Annotated in this window: 18 protein-coding genes; 11 read left to right on the top strand and 7 right to left on the bottom strand. The window is 70.0% G+C overall.

What is annotated here, in order from left to right; genetic code table 11:
* The 4 genes from AFR_RS42810 to AFR_RS42825 all read left to right on the top strand — a co-directional run bounded on the left by AFR_RS42810 (position 1) and on the right by AFR_RS42825 (position 3,785).
* Positions 1–762 carry a hypothetical protein gene (locus AFR_RS42810; protein WP_023563102.1) on the top strand — a complete coding sequence of 254 codons (762 nt, stop codon included), beginning with the start codon at positions 1–3 and terminating at the stop codon, positions 760–762.
* Between the two features lie 33 nt (positions 763–795).
* Entirely contained in the window at positions 796–2,058 is a 1,263-nt protein-coding gene (gene serS / locus AFR_RS42815) for a serine--tRNA ligase (RefSeq protein ID WP_023563103.1), read from the top strand.
* Between the two features lie 108 nt (positions 2,059–2,166).
* Positions 2,167–2,979: a Cof-type HAD-IIB family hydrolase gene (locus tag AFR_RS42820; protein ID WP_023563104.1), complete on the top strand. Its 813-nt coding sequence runs from the start codon at positions 2,167–2,169 to the stop codon at positions 2,977–2,979.
* Complete coding sequence (locus tag AFR_RS42825) at positions 2,979–3,785, top strand: HAD family hydrolase (RefSeq protein ID WP_023563105.1); 807 nt, start codon at positions 2,979–2,981, stop codon at positions 3,783–3,785. The genes AFR_RS42820 and AFR_RS42825 overlap by 1 nt, the downstream gene beginning before the upstream one ends.
* On the opposite strand, the gene AFR_RS42830 is transcribed toward AFR_RS42825, so the two are convergent.
* Positions 3,782–4,366, bottom strand: coding sequence for a bacterial proteasome activator family protein (locus AFR_RS42830; protein WP_438829920.1), 585 nt, complete (start codon positions 4,364–4,366; stop codon positions 3,782–3,784). The genes AFR_RS42825 and AFR_RS42830 overlap by 4 nt on opposite strands.
* Before the next feature lie 26 nt (positions 4,367–4,392).
* Positions 4,393–5,220: a dimethylargininase gene (gene ddaH / locus AFR_RS42835; RefSeq protein ID WP_084298304.1), complete on the bottom strand. Its 828-nt coding sequence runs from the start codon at positions 5,218–5,220 to the stop codon at positions 4,393–4,395.
* Positions 5,221–5,287: 67 nt separating this feature from the next.
* On the opposite strand from ddaH, the gene AFR_RS42840 reads away from it, so the two are divergent.
* Both AFR_RS42840 and AFR_RS42845 read left to right on the top strand, forming a co-directional pair.
* Positions 5,288–5,746 carry an Lrp/AsnC family transcriptional regulator gene (locus AFR_RS42840; protein ID WP_023563108.1) on the top strand — a complete coding sequence of 153 codons (459 nt, stop codon included), beginning with the start codon at positions 5,288–5,290 and terminating at the stop codon, positions 5,744–5,746.
* Positions 5,747–5,784: 38 nt separating this feature from the next.
* On the top strand, positions 5,785–7,680 hold the full coding sequence (locus AFR_RS42845; protein WP_023563109.1) for a beta-propeller domain-containing protein: 1,896 nt from the start codon (positions 5,785–5,787) through the stop codon (positions 7,678–7,680).
* Here AFR_RS42845 and AFR_RS42850 read toward each other — a convergent pair.
* From AFR_RS42850 to mobA, 3 genes are read right to left on the bottom strand one after another with little or no spacing between them, the layout of a single operon-like run.
* Positions 7,677–8,765 (bottom strand): T3SS (YopN, CesT) and YbjN peptide-binding chaperone 1, encoded by a 1,089-nt coding sequence (locus tag AFR_RS42850; RefSeq protein ID WP_041843445.1) that lies wholly within the window; start codon positions 8,763–8,765, stop codon positions 7,677–7,679. The genes AFR_RS42845 and AFR_RS42850 overlap by 4 nt on opposite strands.
* Before the next feature lie 58 nt (positions 8,766–8,823).
* Positions 8,824–9,066 (bottom strand): DUF6457 domain-containing protein, encoded by a 243-nt coding sequence (locus tag AFR_RS42855; RefSeq protein ID WP_023563111.1) that lies wholly within the window; start codon positions 9,064–9,066, stop codon positions 8,824–8,826.
* Complete coding sequence (mobA, locus tag AFR_RS42860; RefSeq protein ID WP_238547213.1) at positions 9,063–9,662, bottom strand: molybdenum cofactor guanylyltransferase; 600 nt, start codon at positions 9,660–9,662, stop codon at positions 9,063–9,065. The genes AFR_RS42855 and mobA overlap by 4 nt, the downstream gene beginning before the upstream one ends.
* A 111-nt stretch (positions 9,663–9,773) precedes the next feature.
* On the opposite strand from mobA, the gene fdhD reads away from it, so the two are divergent.
* A complete protein-coding gene (gene fdhD / locus AFR_RS42865; RefSeq protein ID WP_041841598.1) occupies positions 9,774–10,601 on the top strand; it encodes a formate dehydrogenase accessory sulfurtransferase FdhD in 828 nt (275 codons plus the stop codon).
* A gap of 103 nt (positions 10,602–10,704) precedes the next feature.
* Positions 10,705–12,354, top strand: coding sequence for an alkaline phosphatase D family protein (locus AFR_RS42870; protein ID WP_023563114.1), 1,650 nt, complete (start codon positions 10,705–10,707; stop codon positions 12,352–12,354).
* A gap of 12 nt (positions 12,355–12,366) precedes the next feature.
* Here the strand turns inward: AFR_RS42870 and AFR_RS42875 are convergent, their stop codons facing one another.
* Both AFR_RS42875 and AFR_RS42880 read right to left on the bottom strand, forming a co-directional pair.
* Positions 12,367–13,800 carry a DUF4192 domain-containing protein gene (locus AFR_RS42875; RefSeq protein ID WP_338012106.1) on the bottom strand — a complete coding sequence of 478 codons (1,434 nt, stop codon included), beginning with the start codon at positions 13,798–13,800 and terminating at the stop codon, positions 12,367–12,369.
* A gap of 97 nt (positions 13,801–13,897) precedes the next feature.
* The gene (locus AFR_RS42880; protein ID WP_023563116.1) at positions 13,898–14,401 is read right to left on the bottom strand and encodes a GNAT family N-acetyltransferase; all 504 of its coding nucleotides are present in this window, start codon (positions 14,399–14,401) and stop codon (positions 13,898–13,900) included.
* A gap of 56 nt (positions 14,402–14,457) precedes the next feature.
* On the opposite strand from AFR_RS42880, the gene AFR_RS42885 reads away from it, so the two are divergent.
* The 3 genes from AFR_RS42885 (at position 14,458) to AFR_RS42895 (ending at position 16,787) form a co-directional block, all read left to right on the top strand.
* Positions 14,458–15,339, top strand: a complete 882-nt coding sequence (locus AFR_RS42885) for a fructosamine kinase family protein (protein ID WP_023563117.1) — start codon at positions 14,458–14,460, stop codon at positions 15,337–15,339.
* Between the two features lie 130 nt (positions 15,340–15,469).
* Positions 15,470–16,477, top strand: coding sequence for a GTP 3',8-cyclase MoaA (gene moaA, locus AFR_RS42890; protein ID WP_041841599.1), 1,008 nt, complete (start codon positions 15,470–15,472; stop codon positions 16,475–16,477).
* Positions 16,478–16,538: 61 nt separating this feature from the next.
* Positions 16,539–16,787 carry a MoaD/ThiS family protein gene (locus tag AFR_RS42895; protein WP_023563119.1) on the top strand — a complete coding sequence of 83 codons (249 nt, stop codon included), beginning with the start codon at positions 16,539–16,541 and terminating at the stop codon, positions 16,785–16,787.
* Positions 16,788–17,177: the final 390 nt, after the last annotated feature.

Consider the following 17,177-nt stretch of genomic DNA (forward strand, 5'->3'; position numbering starts at 1 on the left):
ATGCCGGAGACACCGATGGAGGCCGTGGTCGAGTTCGGCCCCGATGACGACGCGGCCCGTGAGCCGCGCCGGTTCAATCCCGGTGGCTTCCTGACCGGGCTGGCGGCCGACCGCCGGCTCGTGCCGATCGCCGCCGTGCTCGGCGCCGTCGCGCTGTTCGGCTCGTTCGTCTCCGAGTGGCAGATCACCGAGGTCGACCGGTCGGTCTTCGGCGACGGCGAGGTCGGCACCCGGCCGCTGGAGACCAGCCTCGCCGACCTGGGCAGCTGGGGCGGCGGTTACCTCGCCGCGCTCTTCCTGCTCGTCCCCTTGGTCGTCCTGACGCTGTTCGGACCCTTCGCCGGCCGCCGGTACACCCGGCTCGGCGCCCTCAGCGTCGGTGGTGTCCTCCTGGCGATGCTCGCAGCGACCGGTTCCGAGCTGGGCGACGTCAGCCGCATCATCGGCCAGCCCGGCCTGAGCGGCCTCGATGCGGACCAGGTCACCATCTCGTACGGCCGGGGCCTGTGGTGCGCGGTCGCCGGCACGGTGCTGGTGGTGCTGGCGATGTACCTGGCCGGGCGCGACACCGACGTGCCGCCGCCGCTCTCCGACGACGACGAGCCGGCCCCGGAGCCCCCGCCGATCTGGTCCTGGCGCCGCCCCGAGGCAGCCGAGGAAGGCCCGCCCGACGCGCCGTTCGACCTCACCGTCACGTCGACCAAACCGTTCACGGCGTCCCAGGACAACCGCGACAAGCCCAGCGAAGGCATATCGGGGTGAAAGCAGGACATCGTCGCCGGTAGGCTCGACGGCGTGATTGACCTGCGTCTCCTCCGCGAGAACCCCGACCTCTTCCGTGCCAGCCAAGAGCTGCGCGGCGAGTCCGCCTCGAAGGTGGACGACCTGCTGCGCGCCGACGAGGAACGCCGGGCCACCACCCAGCGGTTCGAGTCCGTCCGAGCTGAGCAGAGGTCGCTGGGTTCCTTGGTGGCGAAGGCGAAGGGTGACGAGCGGACGGCGCTGCTCGCGCGTACCAAGGAGCTCTCGGCCGCGGTCAAGGAAGCGCAGGCGGCCACGACGGAGGCCGACCAGGCACTGCGTCAGGCGCACCTGGCCGTGCCCAACCTCGTCCAGGACGGTGTCCCGCCGGGCGGCGAGGACGACTTCGTCGTGCTGCGCGAGGTCGGCGACCGGCCCGAGATCGACAACCCGAAGGACCACCTCGAGATCGGCGAGGCGCTCCGGGCCATCGACACCGAGCGCGGTGCGAAGGTTTCGGGCTCGCGTTTCTACTTCCTGACGGGTGTCGGCGCGCTGCTGCAGCTCGGCATGCTGCAGATGGCGATCGCCCAGGCGGTCGAGCACGGCTTCATCCCGTCGATCACCCCCGCGCTGGTCAAGCCGGAGGCGATGGAGGGCACCGGCTTCCTCGGCGCGCACGCCAGCGAGATCTACCGCCTCGAGGCCGACGACCTCTACCTGGTCGGCACGTCGGAGGTGGCGCTGGCGGCGTACCACTCCAACGAGATCCTCGACCTGGCCAACGGCCCCGAACGCTTCGCGGGCTGGTCGTCGTGCTTCCGCCGCGAGGCCGGCTCCCACGGGCGCGACGTTCGCGGCATCCTGCGCGTCCACCAGTTCGACAAGGTCGAGATGTTCTCCTTCTGCCGCCCCGAGGAGGCCGCGGACGAGCACCTGCGCCTGCTCGCCATGGAGGAGGAGATGCTCGCCAAGGTCGAGGTCCCCTACCGCGTGATCGACGTGGCCGCCGGCGACCTCGGCTCGAGCGCCACCCGCAAGTTCGACTGCGAGGCCTGGGTGCCGTCGCAGGGCCGATACCGCGAGGTCACCTCGACGTCGAACTGCACCACCTTCCAGGCCCGCCGCCTCAACATCCGCTACCGCGACGAGGACGGCAAGGCCCAGACGGCGGCGACGCTCAACGGCACGCTGGCCACCACCCGCTGGCTGATCCCGATCCTGGAGAACCACCAGCAGCCCGACGGTTCGGTCCGCGTCCCGAAGGCCCTCCAGCCGTACCTCGGCGGCCGCGACGTCCTCGAACCCTCCCGCTAACGGTTAATACACCGGCCCGCTACCTGAAGTCATAGCCGCTGGTAGCTGGGCCGGTGTAACGTTTTCCTTCCGCCCTCCGCGGGGGTTGTCACACCCTCGGAGGTTCTGATGACCAAGCCTGGTCTCCCGAAGCTCATCGCGACCGATCTCGACGGCACCCTGGTGCGCAGTGATGACACCGTGTCCGCGTACACCCATGAGGTGCTGGACCGGGTGCGGGCCGCGGGCATCCGGATCGTTGGTGCCACCGGGCGGGGGCCGCGGCTGACCGAGCTGACCCGCAACGACATCCGCGCCGCTGATTTTCTGGTGCTGGCGCAGGGTGGGTGGGTCATCGACCAGGGCGAAAATCAGGTCCTGCGCAGTGCACGGCTGCCCGGGCGGGATCTCAGCGTCGTGCTGGAAAACCTCGAGGCCGAGGTCGGACCGCTCTCGGTCATGGTTGAGGCGCTGGAGCACAACGACGCGCCGCTCTGGGGCGACTACGACCCGACCTGGCGTTACCCGGTTGTTCTGGAGCGGCGGTCGCGGGCCGAGTGCCTCACCGGCGATGTGATCAAGGCGTTCGCGCGGTCGTTCGACCACCACGTGGACGATCTGCTCGCCGCGGCTCAGCGCATCGTGCCGGCGGACGTGGCTTCGGTCACGCAGGCGGGGCTGGACTACGTCGAGATCTGCCCGCCGGGTGTCGACAAGGGCACCGGGCTGGCCGTGGTCGCGCAGGCTGTCGGTGTTGATCCGGCGGACGTGCTGGTCTTCGGTGACATGCCCAACGACCTGCCGATGTTCGCCTGGGCGGGGTGGAGCCGGGTGGCCGTGCAGAACGCCCATCCGACGCTGCTGGCGGTCGCCGACGAGGTCACTCTGTCCAACGACGAGGACGGCGTGGCCGTCTATCTGGACCAGCTACTGTCGAGGTGATGCCACCTTTTCGCCTCGTCGCCTCCGACATCGACGGCACCCTGATCCGGACCGACGGAACGCTCAGCCCCCGCACGATCGGCGTTCTCGACCAGCTGCACTCGCGCGGGGTGCCGACGGTCCTGGTGACCGGGCGTCCGGTGCGCTGGCTGCGCCAGCTCTACGACCAGATGGCCGAGCCGCTGCCGGCGGTCTGTGCCAACGGCGCCGTGGTCTACGACCCCGCCGCTGACAAGATCCTCCGGGCCGCGCCGCTCTCCGTCGAGCTGCTGCTCGATGTCACCCAGCAGCTGCGCGAGGCCGTTCCGGACGTCGCGCTCGCCGTCGAGGTCGAGGACGGCAGGAGCTTCTGGTACGAGGAGAAGTGGCCGTTGCACTGGGACGGCGAGCACAAGCAGGTGCGGGTGTTGTCGTCCCCGGAGGAGCTGACGTCGGTGCCCGCGGTGAAGCTGCTGGCGCGCTCGGCGAGTTACGAACCGGACGAGTTCGCCGCCCTGATCAGCAGCACCCTGGGCGAGGTCGCGGTGGCGACACACTCGTCCAAGTCCGCGCTGGTGGAGATCTCGGCGGCCGGTGTCACCAAGGCTGCCGGGCTGGCTTGGTTCTGCGAGCGGGACGGCTTCACCGCCGAGGACGTCGTGGCCTTCGGTGACATGCCGAACGACCTGCCGCTGCTCGCCTGGGCCGGCCGGTCCGTGGCGATGGGCAACGCCCACCCCGCCGTCCGCGAGGTCGCCGACGAGGTGACACTCACGAACGACGAGGACGGCGTGGCCGTTTACCTCGAAAAGCTCTTCGACCTCTAGAGATACTGACCCGTACGCCCGGAGCCGTCGCCGCCGCCCTGACCGGGCATGCCGGGGATGACGCCGTTCGGGCCCATCGGGAGTGCGGGACGCCCGGCGTTGCCACCGCGCATCTGCTCGAGCTGGAGCCGGGCCGCCATCTGCTGCGCGACCAGGGCCGCCTGGATGCCGTGGAAGAGGCCTTCGAGCCAGCCCACGAGCTGGGCCTGGGCGATCCGGAGCTCGGATTCGCTCGGCGGGGTCTCACCCTCGAACGGCAGGGAGAGCCGCTCGAGCTCCTCCTGCAGCTCCGGCGCGAGGCCGTCCTCGAGCTCCTTGATCGAGCGCTGGTGGATCTCCCGCAGCCGGGTCCGGCTGGCCTCGTCGAGCGGCGCCGCGCGGACCTCCTCGAGCAGCTGCTTGATCATGCTGCCGATGCGCATGACCTTGGCGGGCTGCTCGATCAGGTTGCCGGGCTCCTCGGGGCTGAGGGTGCCGTCGGACTCCACCGTGCCCAGCGGGCGGCCGTCGGGGCCCACCACGATGACGGAGCCGTCTTCCTGCTGGTCGGGGGTACGGGTGTCGTCGGTCATGGGATCCATCTTCCCGCACGCTGACCAGTCAACCGTCAGGGGCGTAGCTCGGCCACCGCGCACTTCACCGAGCCGCCACCCCGCTTGAGCTCGCTCAATTCCACGTGGACCGGGGTGTATCCGGCGGCGCGGACCTTGTCCGCCATCGCTGTCGCCTCGGTGTTGAGGATGACGTGGTGTCCGTCACTCACCAGGTTGAGGCCGAACGCCTCGGCGTCCGACCGGTCGGCGATGACGGCGTCCGGGAAGAGCTGGCGCAGGACCCGCTGCGACATCGCCGAGAACGCCTCGGGGTAGTACGTGATGTGCCGGTCGTCGAGCGCGGCGAGCGCGGTGTCGAGGTGGTAGAACGCCGGGTCGACCAGCTTGAGGGAGATCACCGGGCGGCCCAGAACCTCCTGCGCCTCCACGTGGGCCGCCGGCTCGGTCCGGAAACCGTGCCCGGCCAGGATCAGACCGCCGTACGCCCCGGGCAGGTACGCGAAGTCGCCCTCACCCTCGTTGACGTGCACCGGGTCGGCAAAGGTCCACGGTCCACCGGCGTAGAACAGCTGGTGGGCCGCCGCCTCGGCGGAGCGCTGCGGGTGCTTGAAACGGGCGCCGTAGACGGTGCCGTCGACGGAGAAGGCGCCGTTGGCCGCGTACACCATGTCGGGGAGGCCGGGACGGGCGTCCAGGACGTGGACCGCGTGGCCGAGGTCCGTCAGGGTGTCGTGGAGCAGTTGCCACTGCTTGACCGCGAGCGCCGCGTCAACCGGGACGGTCGTGTCCATCCACGGGTTGATCACATAGTCGACCGTGAAGTGCTCGGGCGGACACATGAGATATGTCCGGTTACGCGGCAAGCGCTCCGTGTGGCTCATGACGTAAAGGGTAGGTAGGCTGGCACGACCGAAACAGCTCGAAGTCTTGCTCGTCGGAGGCGAATCGTTGCAGATGGACGCCGTTGACCAGCGAATCATTGCGTTGCTCGTTGCGGACGCCCGCGCGTCGTACGCGGAGATCGGCGCGAAGGTCTCCCTGAGCGCGCCGGCGGTGAAGCGACGGGTCGATCGGCTCCGCTCCAGCGGGGTCATCAAGGGATTCACGACCGTGATCGAGCCGGCCGCCGTGGGCTGGACGACCGAGGCTTTTGTCGAGCTCTTCTGCACCGGCCGGACCACCCCTGCGCAGATCACCGTGGCCACCCGGCGGCACCCGGAAGTGGTCGGGGCCTACACGGTGTCGGGTCAGGCGGACGCGCTCGTGCACCTGCGCGCGGCCGACATCGGGCACCTCGAGCAGGCCCTCGAACGCCTGCGTGCGGAGCCTTTTGTGACCTCCACGCGCAGCATGGTGGTGCTCTCCCGGCTGGTGGAGATGCCGACGCCGGTGCCCGCGCCGAATTAGCGCGGAACCGGAAGCGGTCACGCAGCGTCCCACCCCCCATGTCGCGCCGTCTGCTGTTCTGCGCCGTCCTGGCCCTTACGATCCCGCTCGCTGGCTGCACCTCCGCGCCGGAGCCCGAGCCTGTCGCACCCCCGCCGGCCACGCCGATCGCGGGTGCGGCCACCGCGATGCGGCTCGTCGCGTTCGACTCGTGCGAGCAGCTCATCACCGATCTGCGCCGGGCGGCAAAAGCCAACGTGGGGCCGTGGGGCTTCGGCGGAGACGCAATGCCCGAGGTGCTCAGGGGCGGCGCGCGGACGATGGCGGACTCCGCCGCGGCCGGCGCGGAGAAGTCGGTGGCACCGCCAGCGTTCTCCGGCACCAACGTGCACGAGCAGGGCGCGGACGAGCCCGACGTGGTCAAGACCGACGGGCGGCGCATCGTCACGATCAGTGCGGGGTACCTGCGGGTGGTCGACGCCGCGACCCGCAAGGAGACCGGCAAGCTCGACCTCGACGTGCAGGGAGCCCAGCTCCAGCTGCTGCTCTCCGGCGACAGCGCGCTGGTCCTGGTGCCCTCGGGCCTGGTCCACCGGTACTTCTCCGACAAGCGCCAGGCCGCCGCACAGGCGGCAGAAGGTCCGCAGGTCCTCCTGGTTGATCTCACCGGCGCACCGAAGATCGTCAGCCGGTACCGCGGTGAGGGCAACCTCGTCGACGCCCGGATGACCGGCACCACGGCACGGGTCGTGCTGCGGACGACACCGCGGATCAAGTTCCCCGACGACCCCGACGCGAGCGAGCAGAAGCGCCTCTCGGCCAACCGCGGCGCGATCGACAGCGCTCCCGGTTCGGCCTGGCTGCCCGGCTGGGAGGTCACCGACGGTACGCAGACCACCAAGGGCCAGGTCGACTGCGGCCGGGTCAGCCGGCCGACGGAATACTCGGGCGGCGCGCTGGTCAGCGTCCTCACCTTCGACCTGACCAAGCCCACCCTCGGCAGCGGCGAGCCCGTCACGATCGTCGCGGACGGTGACACCGTCTACGGCACGGCCGACAGCCTCTACCTGGCCAGCGACCAGCGCTGGAAGCTCGACCGCTTCCTGGGGCGCGCGGACGTGCCCGTGCGCCAGGAGACGGACCTCTACAAGTTCACGATCCAGAGCAACCAGCCACCCGTGTACCGCGCTGCCGGCACCGTCCCTGGCTTCCTGATCAACCAGTACGCGCTGTCCGATTGGGACGACCATCTGCGGGTGGCCACGACCGACGCGAAGACGGACCGTTCCGCCGTACGGGTGCTGACCGAGCAGGGTGACAAACTCGTCCAGACCGGGATCGTCGACGGGCTCGGCAAGGGTGAGCGGATCTACTCGGTCCGGTTCATCGGCGCCCGCGGATACGTCGTCACGTTCAAGCAGACCGACCCGCTCTACAGCCTGGACCTGAGCAACCCGGCCCAGCCGAAGGTCACCGGCGAGCTGAAGATCACCGGTTACTCCGCCCACCTGCAACCGGTCGGCGAGGACCGGTTGATCGGCATCGGCCAGGAGGCCGACACGAACGGCCGCACCCAGGGCCTGCAGGTGTCACTCTTCGACGTCTCGAACCCGGCCCAGCCGAAGCGGCTGTCGCAGTACCACCTGCCGCAGGGTTACTCCGACGCCGAGTACGACCCGCACTCGCTGCTCTGGTGGCCGGCCTCGAACCTGCTGGTCGTGCCGGTGAACACCTACACCGTCCGTGGCGGGCAGAGCGAGGCCCTGGCACTGACCGTGACCGGCAGCACCATCAAGCTCGCCGACCGGGTCACGCAGCCCACGGCCGCCGGATACCAGCCCATGATCCAGCGATCGCTGGTCATCGGGAACGTCCTGTGGACACTCTCGGACTCCGGCCTGCAGGCCTCCGACATGTCCACCATGGACCGGCTGAGCTGGCTGCCGCTCTCCTAGAGGTACATGCCGGTGCGGTGGTCGTCGCCGTCCTTGTCGTCTTTCTTCGGTGCGGGCTTGTCACCCTCGCCGAAGAAGCGTTTGCCGCCGAACTCGCCGTGCAGCCGGTCGTCCAGCTCGTCGGCGAGGCCGGTCATGACCTGCACGGCGAGCATGAGGTGGGTCGCCTGGAAGTTGCGGCCGAAGACGGGGATCGACGCCCAGACGGTGTCCTGCGCGCAGTAGAGCCGGCCGATCGGCATCCTGTTCGTGAGCTCGGAAAGCTTCACGTACAGCTGCTCGGTCGGCTCGACCTCGGTCAGGATCGGCGAGAAGACGTCGACCAGCGGCGGGTTGTCGCGGACACGCACGAAGACCATCGCCGAACCGGCCCGGATGCCGACGTCACCGTCGGTGTCGACCTGCAGCTGGTCGATGGTGGTCTTCGACATCGTCGCGACCACGGTGCGTACGCGCTCCTCGAGGGGGATCACCTCGTCGGCGGCGTTCGCCAGCGCCTCGGAGAGCACACCGTCCTCGGCCAGGTCGTCGAGGCTCAGCTCCTCGTCGATGCTGGGCTCGTGTCGGGCCGTACCGATGGGGGCGGTCGCGATCGGCTCGTCGGAGTCGTCGTGGACGAGGTAGACGAGGAAGGCCGGGTGCGGCGCGCCGTAGACGTCACGCAGAGTGCGGGAGACGATCGCCGCGAGCTGCTTGGCCTGGGCCGCGCTGGACCGCAGGCCGAACGAGTCACCCGAGTCGGGCAGCACGCCGGGCGGCGACCAGCCCAGGGCCACCAGGTCGGCGACCGAGGCCCTGTTCATCCGGAAGCCCTCGGGCAGGCTCGCGTTGCCGACCGCGAGCGCCTCGATCACGCCGTCGGCCACCACACGCATGCTCACCGAGTAGACGGCTGTGCCCGTGCCGGACGCCGTCGGGTCGAGCGTGATGTCGACATAAGCGCCCTCGGACAGCGTCGGCAGAAGCGCAGCCAGCGCCCCCGCGAACTCCCGCCAGGCCTCCGTCACCTTCGCCCGCAGGTCAGCCGTGGTCGGTTCGTCGAGCAGGACGCCCTCAGGCTGGTCCGCAGTGCTCTCCGCAGTCATGATCGTCACCTCCGCTCCGCCACCCTATCGAGCGAACGGCCGGCTCATCGGCCGCGTCTCATTCCCGACCGTCGGAGGGCCACCCCAGGGCCAGCGCCGCGAGCCGCTCGGCCACGTCGGCCGGATCGGCGCCGCGACCCACAGCCACACCCATCAGGTACGCCGTGACGGGCGCGCCGGGCCGCACGACGTTGTGCGCAACATCGCGGGCGACGTCCAGCACCGCCTTCGTGTCGACGTCGGCGGGAGTGAGGTTCAGCTCGGCACAGGCCGCCTCGACCCACGCGTCGAGAACGTTCACCGCGCCCATTCCTCAGCGGTCCGCAGGTCGTCGTCGGTGTCGCAGTCGAACCAGGGCGGCGGGCCGGGCCGGCGCCACGAGACCTCGATGAACCGCAGATGCTCCAGCAGTGTCTGCATCGAGGCGCCGTGCAGACTGCCGCGTTCCTCGGCCACCTTGCCCAGGGCCTGGCGCAGCGCACTCGTCCGCCAGACCCCGCAGAGCATCTGCCGGCGCCCCTCGGAATCCCGGTAGATCGCACCCTGCATCGGGGCCGACTCGACGGTCAGCCGCAGCACGTCGATGGCCTCACCGGTCAGCAGCGGAAGATCAGCCGCGAGCAGCGCCGTGAAACTGACGTTGTCGGGAACCAGCTCGAGACCGGCCGCGGTCGCCGCGACAGGGCCACCGCCGGGCGGCTGCTCACTGGTCGACGCGACGGGCACGGGCAGGTCCGGAGGGACACGCCCGACAACCACCTGCGGGTCGGCGTCGTGCACCGCGGCCAGGACACGCGTCAGCATCGACTGTCCGGCAACCGGGATGGTGGGCTTGTCCGCACCACCCATCCGACGTGCCGCACCGCCGGCCAACACCACCGCCGCGAATCCCCCCACGTGAGTACCGTATCCCGTTGCGGGCGCGAGCGTGACCGGGCGGACGGCTTTGCGCCCGGTCCAGGCCTGCGAGCGGGGCGTTCTGCCGGGGTGCGGCATACGCTCTGCTCCATGGCGCGCACGATGAACCGGCGACCCGTGGTGAAGATCAACCTCGATTCCACCGCCGACCCGAGGCGGCGGCCCGACGACCTCGCCGCCGAGGAACCGCTGGAGATCCGCCTCCGCAAGGCCCCACTGGCCGTGACCATGCGCACCCCCGGCCACGACATCGACCTCGCCATGGGCTTCCTCCTGACCGAGGGCATCATCCGCACGCAGGAGGACGTCGTCACGGCCCAGCTGTGCGCGGGCACGGACACGCCGAACACGTACAACGTGGTCGACGTGGTGCTCGGTGCCGACGTGCCGGCGCCGGTGACGGACCCGAGCCGGAACTTCTACACGACCAGTTCGTGCGGCGTGTGCGGCAAGGCCAGCATCGACGCGGTGCGGACCCGTTCGCAGTTCGACGTCGCCGCCGACACGTTCACCGTGCCGGCCCGGGTGCTCGCGGACCTTCCCGACCGGCTCCGGGCCGCGCAACGCACGTTCGACCGTACGGGTGGGTTGCACGCGGCCGGCCTGTTCACCGCCGCCGGGGAACTGCTCGTGCTGCGTGAGGACGTCGGCCGCCACAACGCCGTCGACAAGGTCATCGGCTGGGCGTTGCGCGAGGGCAGGCTGCCGCTCACCGGTCACGTGCTGCTCGTCTCCGGCCGGGCGAGCTTCGAGCTGACCCAGAAGGCGTGGATGGCCGGGATCCCGCTGCTCGCGGCCGTGTCGGCCCCCAGCACCCTGGCCGCCGAACTCGCCGACGAAGCCGGTATGACACTCGTCGGCTTCCTCCGCGGCCCGTCGATGAACGTCTACGCCGGGGCCGAACGCGTAACCGTCTAGTTCGCCCGGTCTTCGGCGGCACTTCACCCCGGTCACGCGGCCGGGACATTCACGGTCATGAGGCTTTCAGCGTCCGTACCCCCGGAAGCGCTGGGAGCCTCACATGGCTGTCTCACGACGTACCCTCCTGCTCAGCGGTGCCGCCGCCGGTGCCGCAACCGCGGTGACCACGTGGCCGCTGGCTGCCTCGGCCGCGCCGTACCGTGGGCCGCTGCGCAGCGACCCGTTCACCCTCGGCGTCGCGTCGGGCGACCCCGACCACGACGGTTTTGTGCTGTGGACCCGGCTCGCCCCGACGCCGCTCGCGGAGGACGGCCTCGGCGGCATGCCGTCCCGCGACGTGCCCGTGCAGTGGGAGCTGGCGGCCGACGAGGGCTTCCGGCGGATCGTGCGCCGTGGTGTCGTGGCGGCCCGCGCGGCGGCCGGGCACACCGTCCACGTCGAACTGAACGGTCTGCTCCCGGCCCGCGAGTACTTCTACCGCTTCAAGGCCGAGCGGTACGTGTCGCCGGCGGGTCGCACGCGTACGGCACCGCCGCCGTGGGCGACCGGCGGCACGCTGGCGATGTCGTTCGTGTCGTGTTCGCAGTACGAGCACGGCTACTTCACGGCGTACCGGCGGCTGGCCGAGGACGAGCCGGAGCTGATCCTGCACCTGGGCGACTACCAGTACGAGTACGCGCCCGACACCTACAACATCCCCGGTGGCAACCCGCGCGACCACGAGGGCCCGGAGACGGTGACGCTGGCGAACTACCGGCAGCGCCACGCGCAGTACAAGAGCGACCCGGACCTGCAGGCGGCCCACGCCGTGGCGCCCTGGGCGGTGGTCTTCGACGACCACGAGATCGAGAACAACTGGGCGGACGAGGTGCCGGAGCAGCCCGACCCGTCGTTCCTGGCCCGCCGCGCCGCCGCGTTCCAGGCGTACTACGAGAACATGCCTCTCCGGCGTACCTCCATCCCGCGCGGCATCGACATGCAGCTGTACCGCCGCCTCCACTGGGGTCGCCTGGCGACGTTCCACATGCTCGACACCCGCCAGTTCCGCGACGACCAGGGCTGCGGCGACGGCTACAAGGACTGCCCGGCCGCCCTCGACCCGGCCCGCTCGATCACCGGCGCCGAGCAGGAGGCGTGGCTCCTCGACGGCTTCAACCGCTCGACGGCCCGCTGGGACATCCTCGGCCAGCAGGTCTTCTTCGGCCAGCGCGACAACAACTCGGGCCCGGCCACCGTGGTCAGCATGGACTCCTGGGACGGGTACGCGGCCTCCCGCGACCGCATCACCCGCGGCTGGGTCGACGCGGGCGTCCGCAACCCGGTGGTCCTGACCGGCGACGTCCACGCCCACTGGGCCGACGAGCTGAAACTCGACTACGCCGACCCGACCTCCCGCACAGTCGGCACCGAACTCGTCTGCTCTTCGATCACCTCCACGGGCGACGGCGCGGACGTACCCACCGGCACCCACCCCTGGACCCCCTGGAACCCCCACCTCCGCTTCTACAACAACCAGCGCGGCTACGTCCGCACGAAGATCACGAAGGACGCACTGACAGCCGACTTCCAGGTCCTCCCGTACGTGACCCGCCCCGGCGCACCAGTCCATACCCGCGCGACGTTCGTGATCGAGGACCGGGTGCCCGGGCTCCACCAGACCGCGGACAACCCGACCCCGGGTGGCAACCCGGCCCTGCGAACCGGCGACCTGGGCTCGGAAACGGTCCGTCAGGAAACCGAGCGGCCGTAGTTTCACCCCGGATCAGATGCGACGGCGGGCGGCTCGGCGCGAGGCAGTCCTCGGCCGGGTCGCCTGCCCGTGCACCACATCACCCTGCCCGGTAAGCGTCCGGCCCATGGGCCGGATGCAGGACGCCGCGGCCTGCTGATCCGGTGCCATGGGCACGCTGGGCTGCTTGCTCTGGTCACCCAGCTCGGAGGAAGGCCCAGGCTCGGTCTCGGACGGTTCCAAGCCGGATTCCGGAACTTCGTCGATCGGCTTGGGTCGAGTTCCTACTTCACTGCTGACCGGGTCAGGTGGGCCCTCTGGTTCTTGGGCAAGCGGATCGGGGCCAGCTTCTGGTTCGCCGGCGGCCGAGTCAGCGTGAACTCCCGGGTCGGTGGTGGCCGGGTCGGTTGGGCTTTCGGGCTCGGGGTCTTCTGGCTCGGGGTCTTCGGGCTCGGGGTCTTCGGCGAAGGTGGCCAGGTCGGGGCCGCCGGCGAGGGCGGGCCAGCCGTCCAGGATTGCCGGGTGGACGCCGTCGGTCAGGACCCGGTCGACCAGTCTGGCCAGGGCGTAGTCCTCCTGCTCGTCCAGCGCTCGTTCGACCGCGACGCTCGCCAGCACGCCGTTTCCTGAGCGCCACGCCACGAAGGCCAGCAAAGAAGCCGGGGCCGGGGCGTAGATCGGTTCCACGCGACGCATCAGGTCGGACCAGAGGGACAGCTCCCACTCCTTGGTGCCTGTTCTCATCCAGGCGTAGTCGCGGACCGGCACGTGCATGAGCAGCAGGCCCAGCCAGGCAACGTCGTCATCAGTGAGGCGTCCACCCACCCGGTAGCAGCGTTCGGCCGCTCGGACCGCCTCCCGACCGGCCCTGCGCACCTGGTGAAGAAAGGGAGACTCAGCCGGCGCCAGCACTGAGAGACGCTTCATTGCTCGGGTCGTCGCCGCGGTCATGGCCTCCCGGTCGTCGCCGGTCACCGGTGCGACCCGGGCCAGGAACACCTCCCTGCTCGGCAGGGCCACCGCACCCGCGAAGGTCGCCTCCGCCGCCATCACGCTGTCGCGGGGCAGGCACGGCACGCCATCCTCGGGGCAGCAGGACGGGTCGGCGCAGAGGAACGACCAGAAGCGGCCGTCCTCGACCCGGAGCTCGTCGATCACCACGAGGCCGGCCAGGGTGAAGATGTCCGAGATCCGCAGGACGGCCGGTGCGACGCGCTTCTCTTCGCCGTACCCGATGATCACGACGGCTTGGACCTGCTGCCTGACCACGACGTCCGCGAGATGGAGGATCGCCGCCCGGGCCTCCTCGACGGGGGTGTCGAGCTCGGGAAGGTCCGCTCGCACCGAAAAGGCCACCACGGGGCCGCGCATCGCCACGACGGTCAGGCTGTCCTCGGGGTGGAACCCGATCAGGAACGGCACGGCGGAGATGAGCTCGGCGGGCGAGGAGACCTTCAGCTTCGTCATGCGGTGCAGAGTGGCGAAACCGGCCCGGCCGTCGAGTGCCAAAAGTCGAACCTGTGGATAACCCGGTTATCCACAGGGGGTCGAGCGCAGAAGCCCGTCAGGACCGAAACTGCAACTCATGCAACTCCAGCCCGTCCTGCTGCCACTCGTGGGCATGCCTGTCCAAGTCCATGGTCAGCTCGATCGACGACACCACGTCGTAACCCGCGGCGTGCAGGCTGCGGATGGCGTCGACGTTGCGCGACGACGGCGAGATCGTCAGCGACACCATGCTGCGCTTCTTCGCCTCGGCAGCGACGTGCCGGAGCAGCTTGCGGCCGACGCCCTTGTGCCTGTGCGAGCTGGTGACGACCACCGGCTCCACCTCGCCGCCGCGGCCGCGCATGATCAGGCCGACGAGCCCGATCACCCCGTCGTCCGCGTGGTCGGCGACCCAGAGGCCGCTCAGGTCGAGCCGAGTGAGGTATTCCTCGAAGCCGGCCCCGCCGTCGTCCGCGGCATCGCCGTACATCTGGTTGTGCTGATTGGTCAGCTCCGACCACAGGCGGCGACCAGCGCTGTGGTCGCTCGGCCGGTACGAACGCACCGCGACAGGTGTCATGCCGACATTTTGACTCCGATTCGGGCACCTCGTAACCCGAAGTGGAAGATAAGGCGGTGGATCTGGCGTACCTGCGCGCGCACCCCCAGCATCTCCCGACATTTCTCACGCACCAGCGGATCCGGGAGACCCCGGTCGGAGGCGGTGACGTGTGCACCGCATCGCGTCTGACCTTGGACGATGGCGCCTCGCTGTTCGCGAAGACCTGGCCGTCCGGAAGCGCTCCCGAGCACTTTTTCGCCACCGAGGCAGCCGGCCTGGAATGGCTTCGCGAGGCGGGTGCGGTGCCCGTCCCGGAGGTTCTGGTCGCGCTTCCGGAGATGCTCGCCCTCGAATGGATCGATTCCGGCCCAGCGACACCCGGGGCGGCCGAGCGGTTCGGGCGGGAGCTGGCCGCGATGCACCGCAGCGGGGCGGATTCGTTCGGCGCGTCCTGGCCCGGCTTTCTCGGTCCGCTGCCGCAGGACAACACGCCGTCCGAAGGGCCGTGGGGCGCTTGGTTCGCGGAACGGCGACTGCGTCCGTACCTGAAGATCTCGGCCGACAGCAACGCCCTGTCGGCGGCGGATATCGCGGTTGTCGAGCAGGTCATCCACAAGATCGAGGGGTACGCCGGGGAGGAGCCACCCGCGCGCATCCACGGCGACCTGTGGCCGGGCAACGTGCTGTGGGCGGCCGACGGACGGGCGTGGCTGATCGACCCGGCCGCGCACGGCGGGCACCGCGAGACGGACCTGGCGCAGCTCGCACTCTTCGGCGGGGCGCCGCACCTGGACAGGATCATTTCCGCGTACGAGGAGGAGTGGCCCCTGGCCGACGGCTGGCGGTCCCGGGTCGCGTGGCATCAGTTGCACCTGTTGTTGCTGCATACGGCCGCTTTTGGTGGCAGTTACCGGGGCGCCGTGCGTGCCGCAGCCGACTCAGCACTCGTCGATTGATCCGTGGGCTGCGTCCCACCCGATCTCGGGCAGGGGCAATTGTCATACTCAAGCGCTAGGTTCGATCAGTGAGCAACCACACCGGGCATGACGCGCGGCTCCCAGCTCTGCGGCGGGGTCAGGAGTCGACGTGAGTGTGCTCGCTGATCGGTTCGGGCGCGTGGCGACCGACCTCCGGGTCTCGTTGACCGACCGCTGCAACCTGCGCTGCACCTACTGCATGCCCGAGGAAGGGCTCGCGTGGATGCCGAAGGAGCAGCAGCTCAGCGATGACGAGGTCGGCCGGCTGATCCGCATCGCCGTGGAGCAGTTGGGCGTGACCGAGGTCCGGTTCACGGGTGGTGAGCCGCTGATCCGGCGTGGCCTGGTCGGCATCATCGCGGCTGCGGCGGCGTTGAATCCCCGGCCGCGACTGTCCGTGACGACCAATGGCATCGGCCTCGAGCGCATGGCCGGGCCGTTGCTCGAGGCCGGACTCGACCGGGTGAACGTCTCCCTGGACACCCTCCTGCCGGAGCGGTTCCTCGCGCTGACCCACCGGGACAGGCACGCCGACGTGCTCAAAGGGCTCGCCGGCGCGGCCCGGGCCGGGCTGACACCCGTGAAGATCAACACGGTGCTGATGCGCGGGGTCAACGACGACGAGGCACCGGCACTGCTGCAGTTTGCGCTTGACCATGGTTACGAGCTGCGGTTCATCGAGCAGATGCCTCTTGATGCCCAGCACCAGTGGGACAGGCACGAGATGGTCACCGCGGAGGCGATCCTGGCGTCGCTGGAGCCGTTCGGGTTGATGCCCGATCCGGTTTCACGTGGAACAGCGCCGGCCGAGACCTGGCTGGTCCCGGGCTACCGTGACGCGGCGGGCAACCCCGCCCGCGTCGGCGTGATCGGCAGCGTGACCAGGCCTTTCTGCGGTGACTGCGACCGCACGCGACTCACGGCCGACGGCCAGATCCGCAACTGCCTCTTCGCCACGGACGAGTCCGACCTGCGCGGGCTGCTGCGCGCCGACGCGGCCGATGCGGACATCGCCGCCGCCTGGCAGACCGCCATGATGGGCAAGCGCGCGGGCCACGGCATCGACGATCCGCTGTTCCTGCAACCCACCCGTCCGATGTCGGCCATCGGCGGCTGAAGATGCACCCGCGCCACATCGCGGCGGCCAGGCGTCAACGTTCGAGAGCTGGAGGGGTGCGATGAGCGGGCTGCTGGAAGTTCGGTACTTCGCCGGAGCTCGTGCTGCCGCCGGCCTCTCGACCGAGCGCATCGCCGCCGACTCGCTCGACGACCTCACCAGCCTGCTGGCGGACCGGCACGGGGAGCGGCTCGCCCTGGTGCTGAAAGCCGCCAGTTTCCTGGTCGACGGGCTTGCCTGTCATGATCGACAGGCGGCGTTGCCCGCCGGGGCGACGGTGGACGTCCTGCCGCCGTTCGCTGGGGGTTGACCTTGTTGGCATTCGTCGGGCTGATCTTCGTGGTCATCGCCTTGATCCACTTTTATCTGTGGAAGCGGCTGGTGCGCGACACGATCCGTCCCGGCCGACTGCGAAAAGCCGGTGCTTGGATCACCGTCGGCCTGGCGATCCTGGTGCCGGTCACGCTGATCGGGGTCCGGGCCGGCTATCTGATGTGGCTGGCCTGGCCGGGCTACCTCTGGGTCGCGCTGATGTTCTACCTGCTCGTCGTCCTGGTGGTGCTCGAGATCCCGCGCCTGGTGATCAGCCTGGGAATCCGCGTCACCTCGAAGCGCTCAGCAGCGGCGCCCGCAACCGTGGCCGCCGGCGCAAAGTCCGGTTCGGTCTCCGCGACGGACGCAGGGTCGTCCACGGACGCAG

The organism is Amorphoplanes friuliensis DSM 7358 (assembly GCF_000494755.1).
GTDB classification, from domain to species: Bacteria; Actinomycetota; Actinomycetes; order Mycobacteriales; family Micromonosporaceae; genus Actinoplanes; species Actinoplanes friuliensis.

Bases quoted from the DNA above. Each gene is read 5' to 3' on its own strand.
- AFR_RS42810 (WP_023563102.1), top strand. From the start codon at position 1: ATGCCGGAGACACCGATGGAGGCCGTGGTCGAGTTCGGCCCCGATGAC.
- AFR_RS42820 (WP_023563104.1), top strand. From the start codon at position 2,167: ATGACCAAGCCTGGTCTCCCGAAGCTCATCGCGACCGATCTCGACGGC.
- AFR_RS42825 (WP_023563105.1), top strand. From the start codon at position 2,979: ATGCCACCTTTTCGCCTCGTCGCCTCCGACATCGACGGCACCCTGATC.
- AFR_RS42830 (WP_438829920.1), bottom strand. From the start codon at position 4,366: ATGGATCCCATGACCGACGACACCCGTACCCCCGACCAGCAGGAAGAC.
- ddaH (WP_084298304.1), bottom strand. From the start codon at position 5,220: ATGAGCCACACGGAGCGCTTGCCGCGTAACCGGACATATCTCATGTGT.
- AFR_RS42845 (WP_023563109.1), top strand. From the start codon at position 5,785: ATGTCGCGCCGTCTGCTGTTCTGCGCCGTCCTGGCCCTTACGATCCCG.
- AFR_RS42850 (WP_041843445.1), bottom strand. From the start codon at position 8,765: ATGACTGCGGAGAGCACTGCGGACCAGCCTGAGGGCGTCCTGCTCGAC.
- fdhD (WP_041841598.1), top strand. From the start codon at position 9,774: ATGGCGCGCACGATGAACCGGCGACCCGTGGTGAAGATCAACCTCGAT.
- AFR_RS42870 (WP_023563114.1), top strand. From the start codon at position 10,705: ATGGCTGTCTCACGACGTACCCTCCTGCTCAGCGGTGCCGCCGCCGGT.
- AFR_RS42875 (WP_338012106.1), bottom strand. From the start codon at position 13,800: ATGACGAAGCTGAAGGTCTCCTCGCCCGCCGAGCTCATCTCCGCCGTG.
- AFR_RS42880 (WP_023563116.1), bottom strand. From the start codon at position 14,401: ATGACACCTGTCGCGGTGCGTTCGTACCGGCCGAGCGACCACAGCGCT.
- AFR_RS42895 (WP_023563119.1), top strand. From the start codon at position 16,539: ATGAGCGGGCTGCTGGAAGTTCGGTACTTCGCCGGAGCTCGTGCTGCC.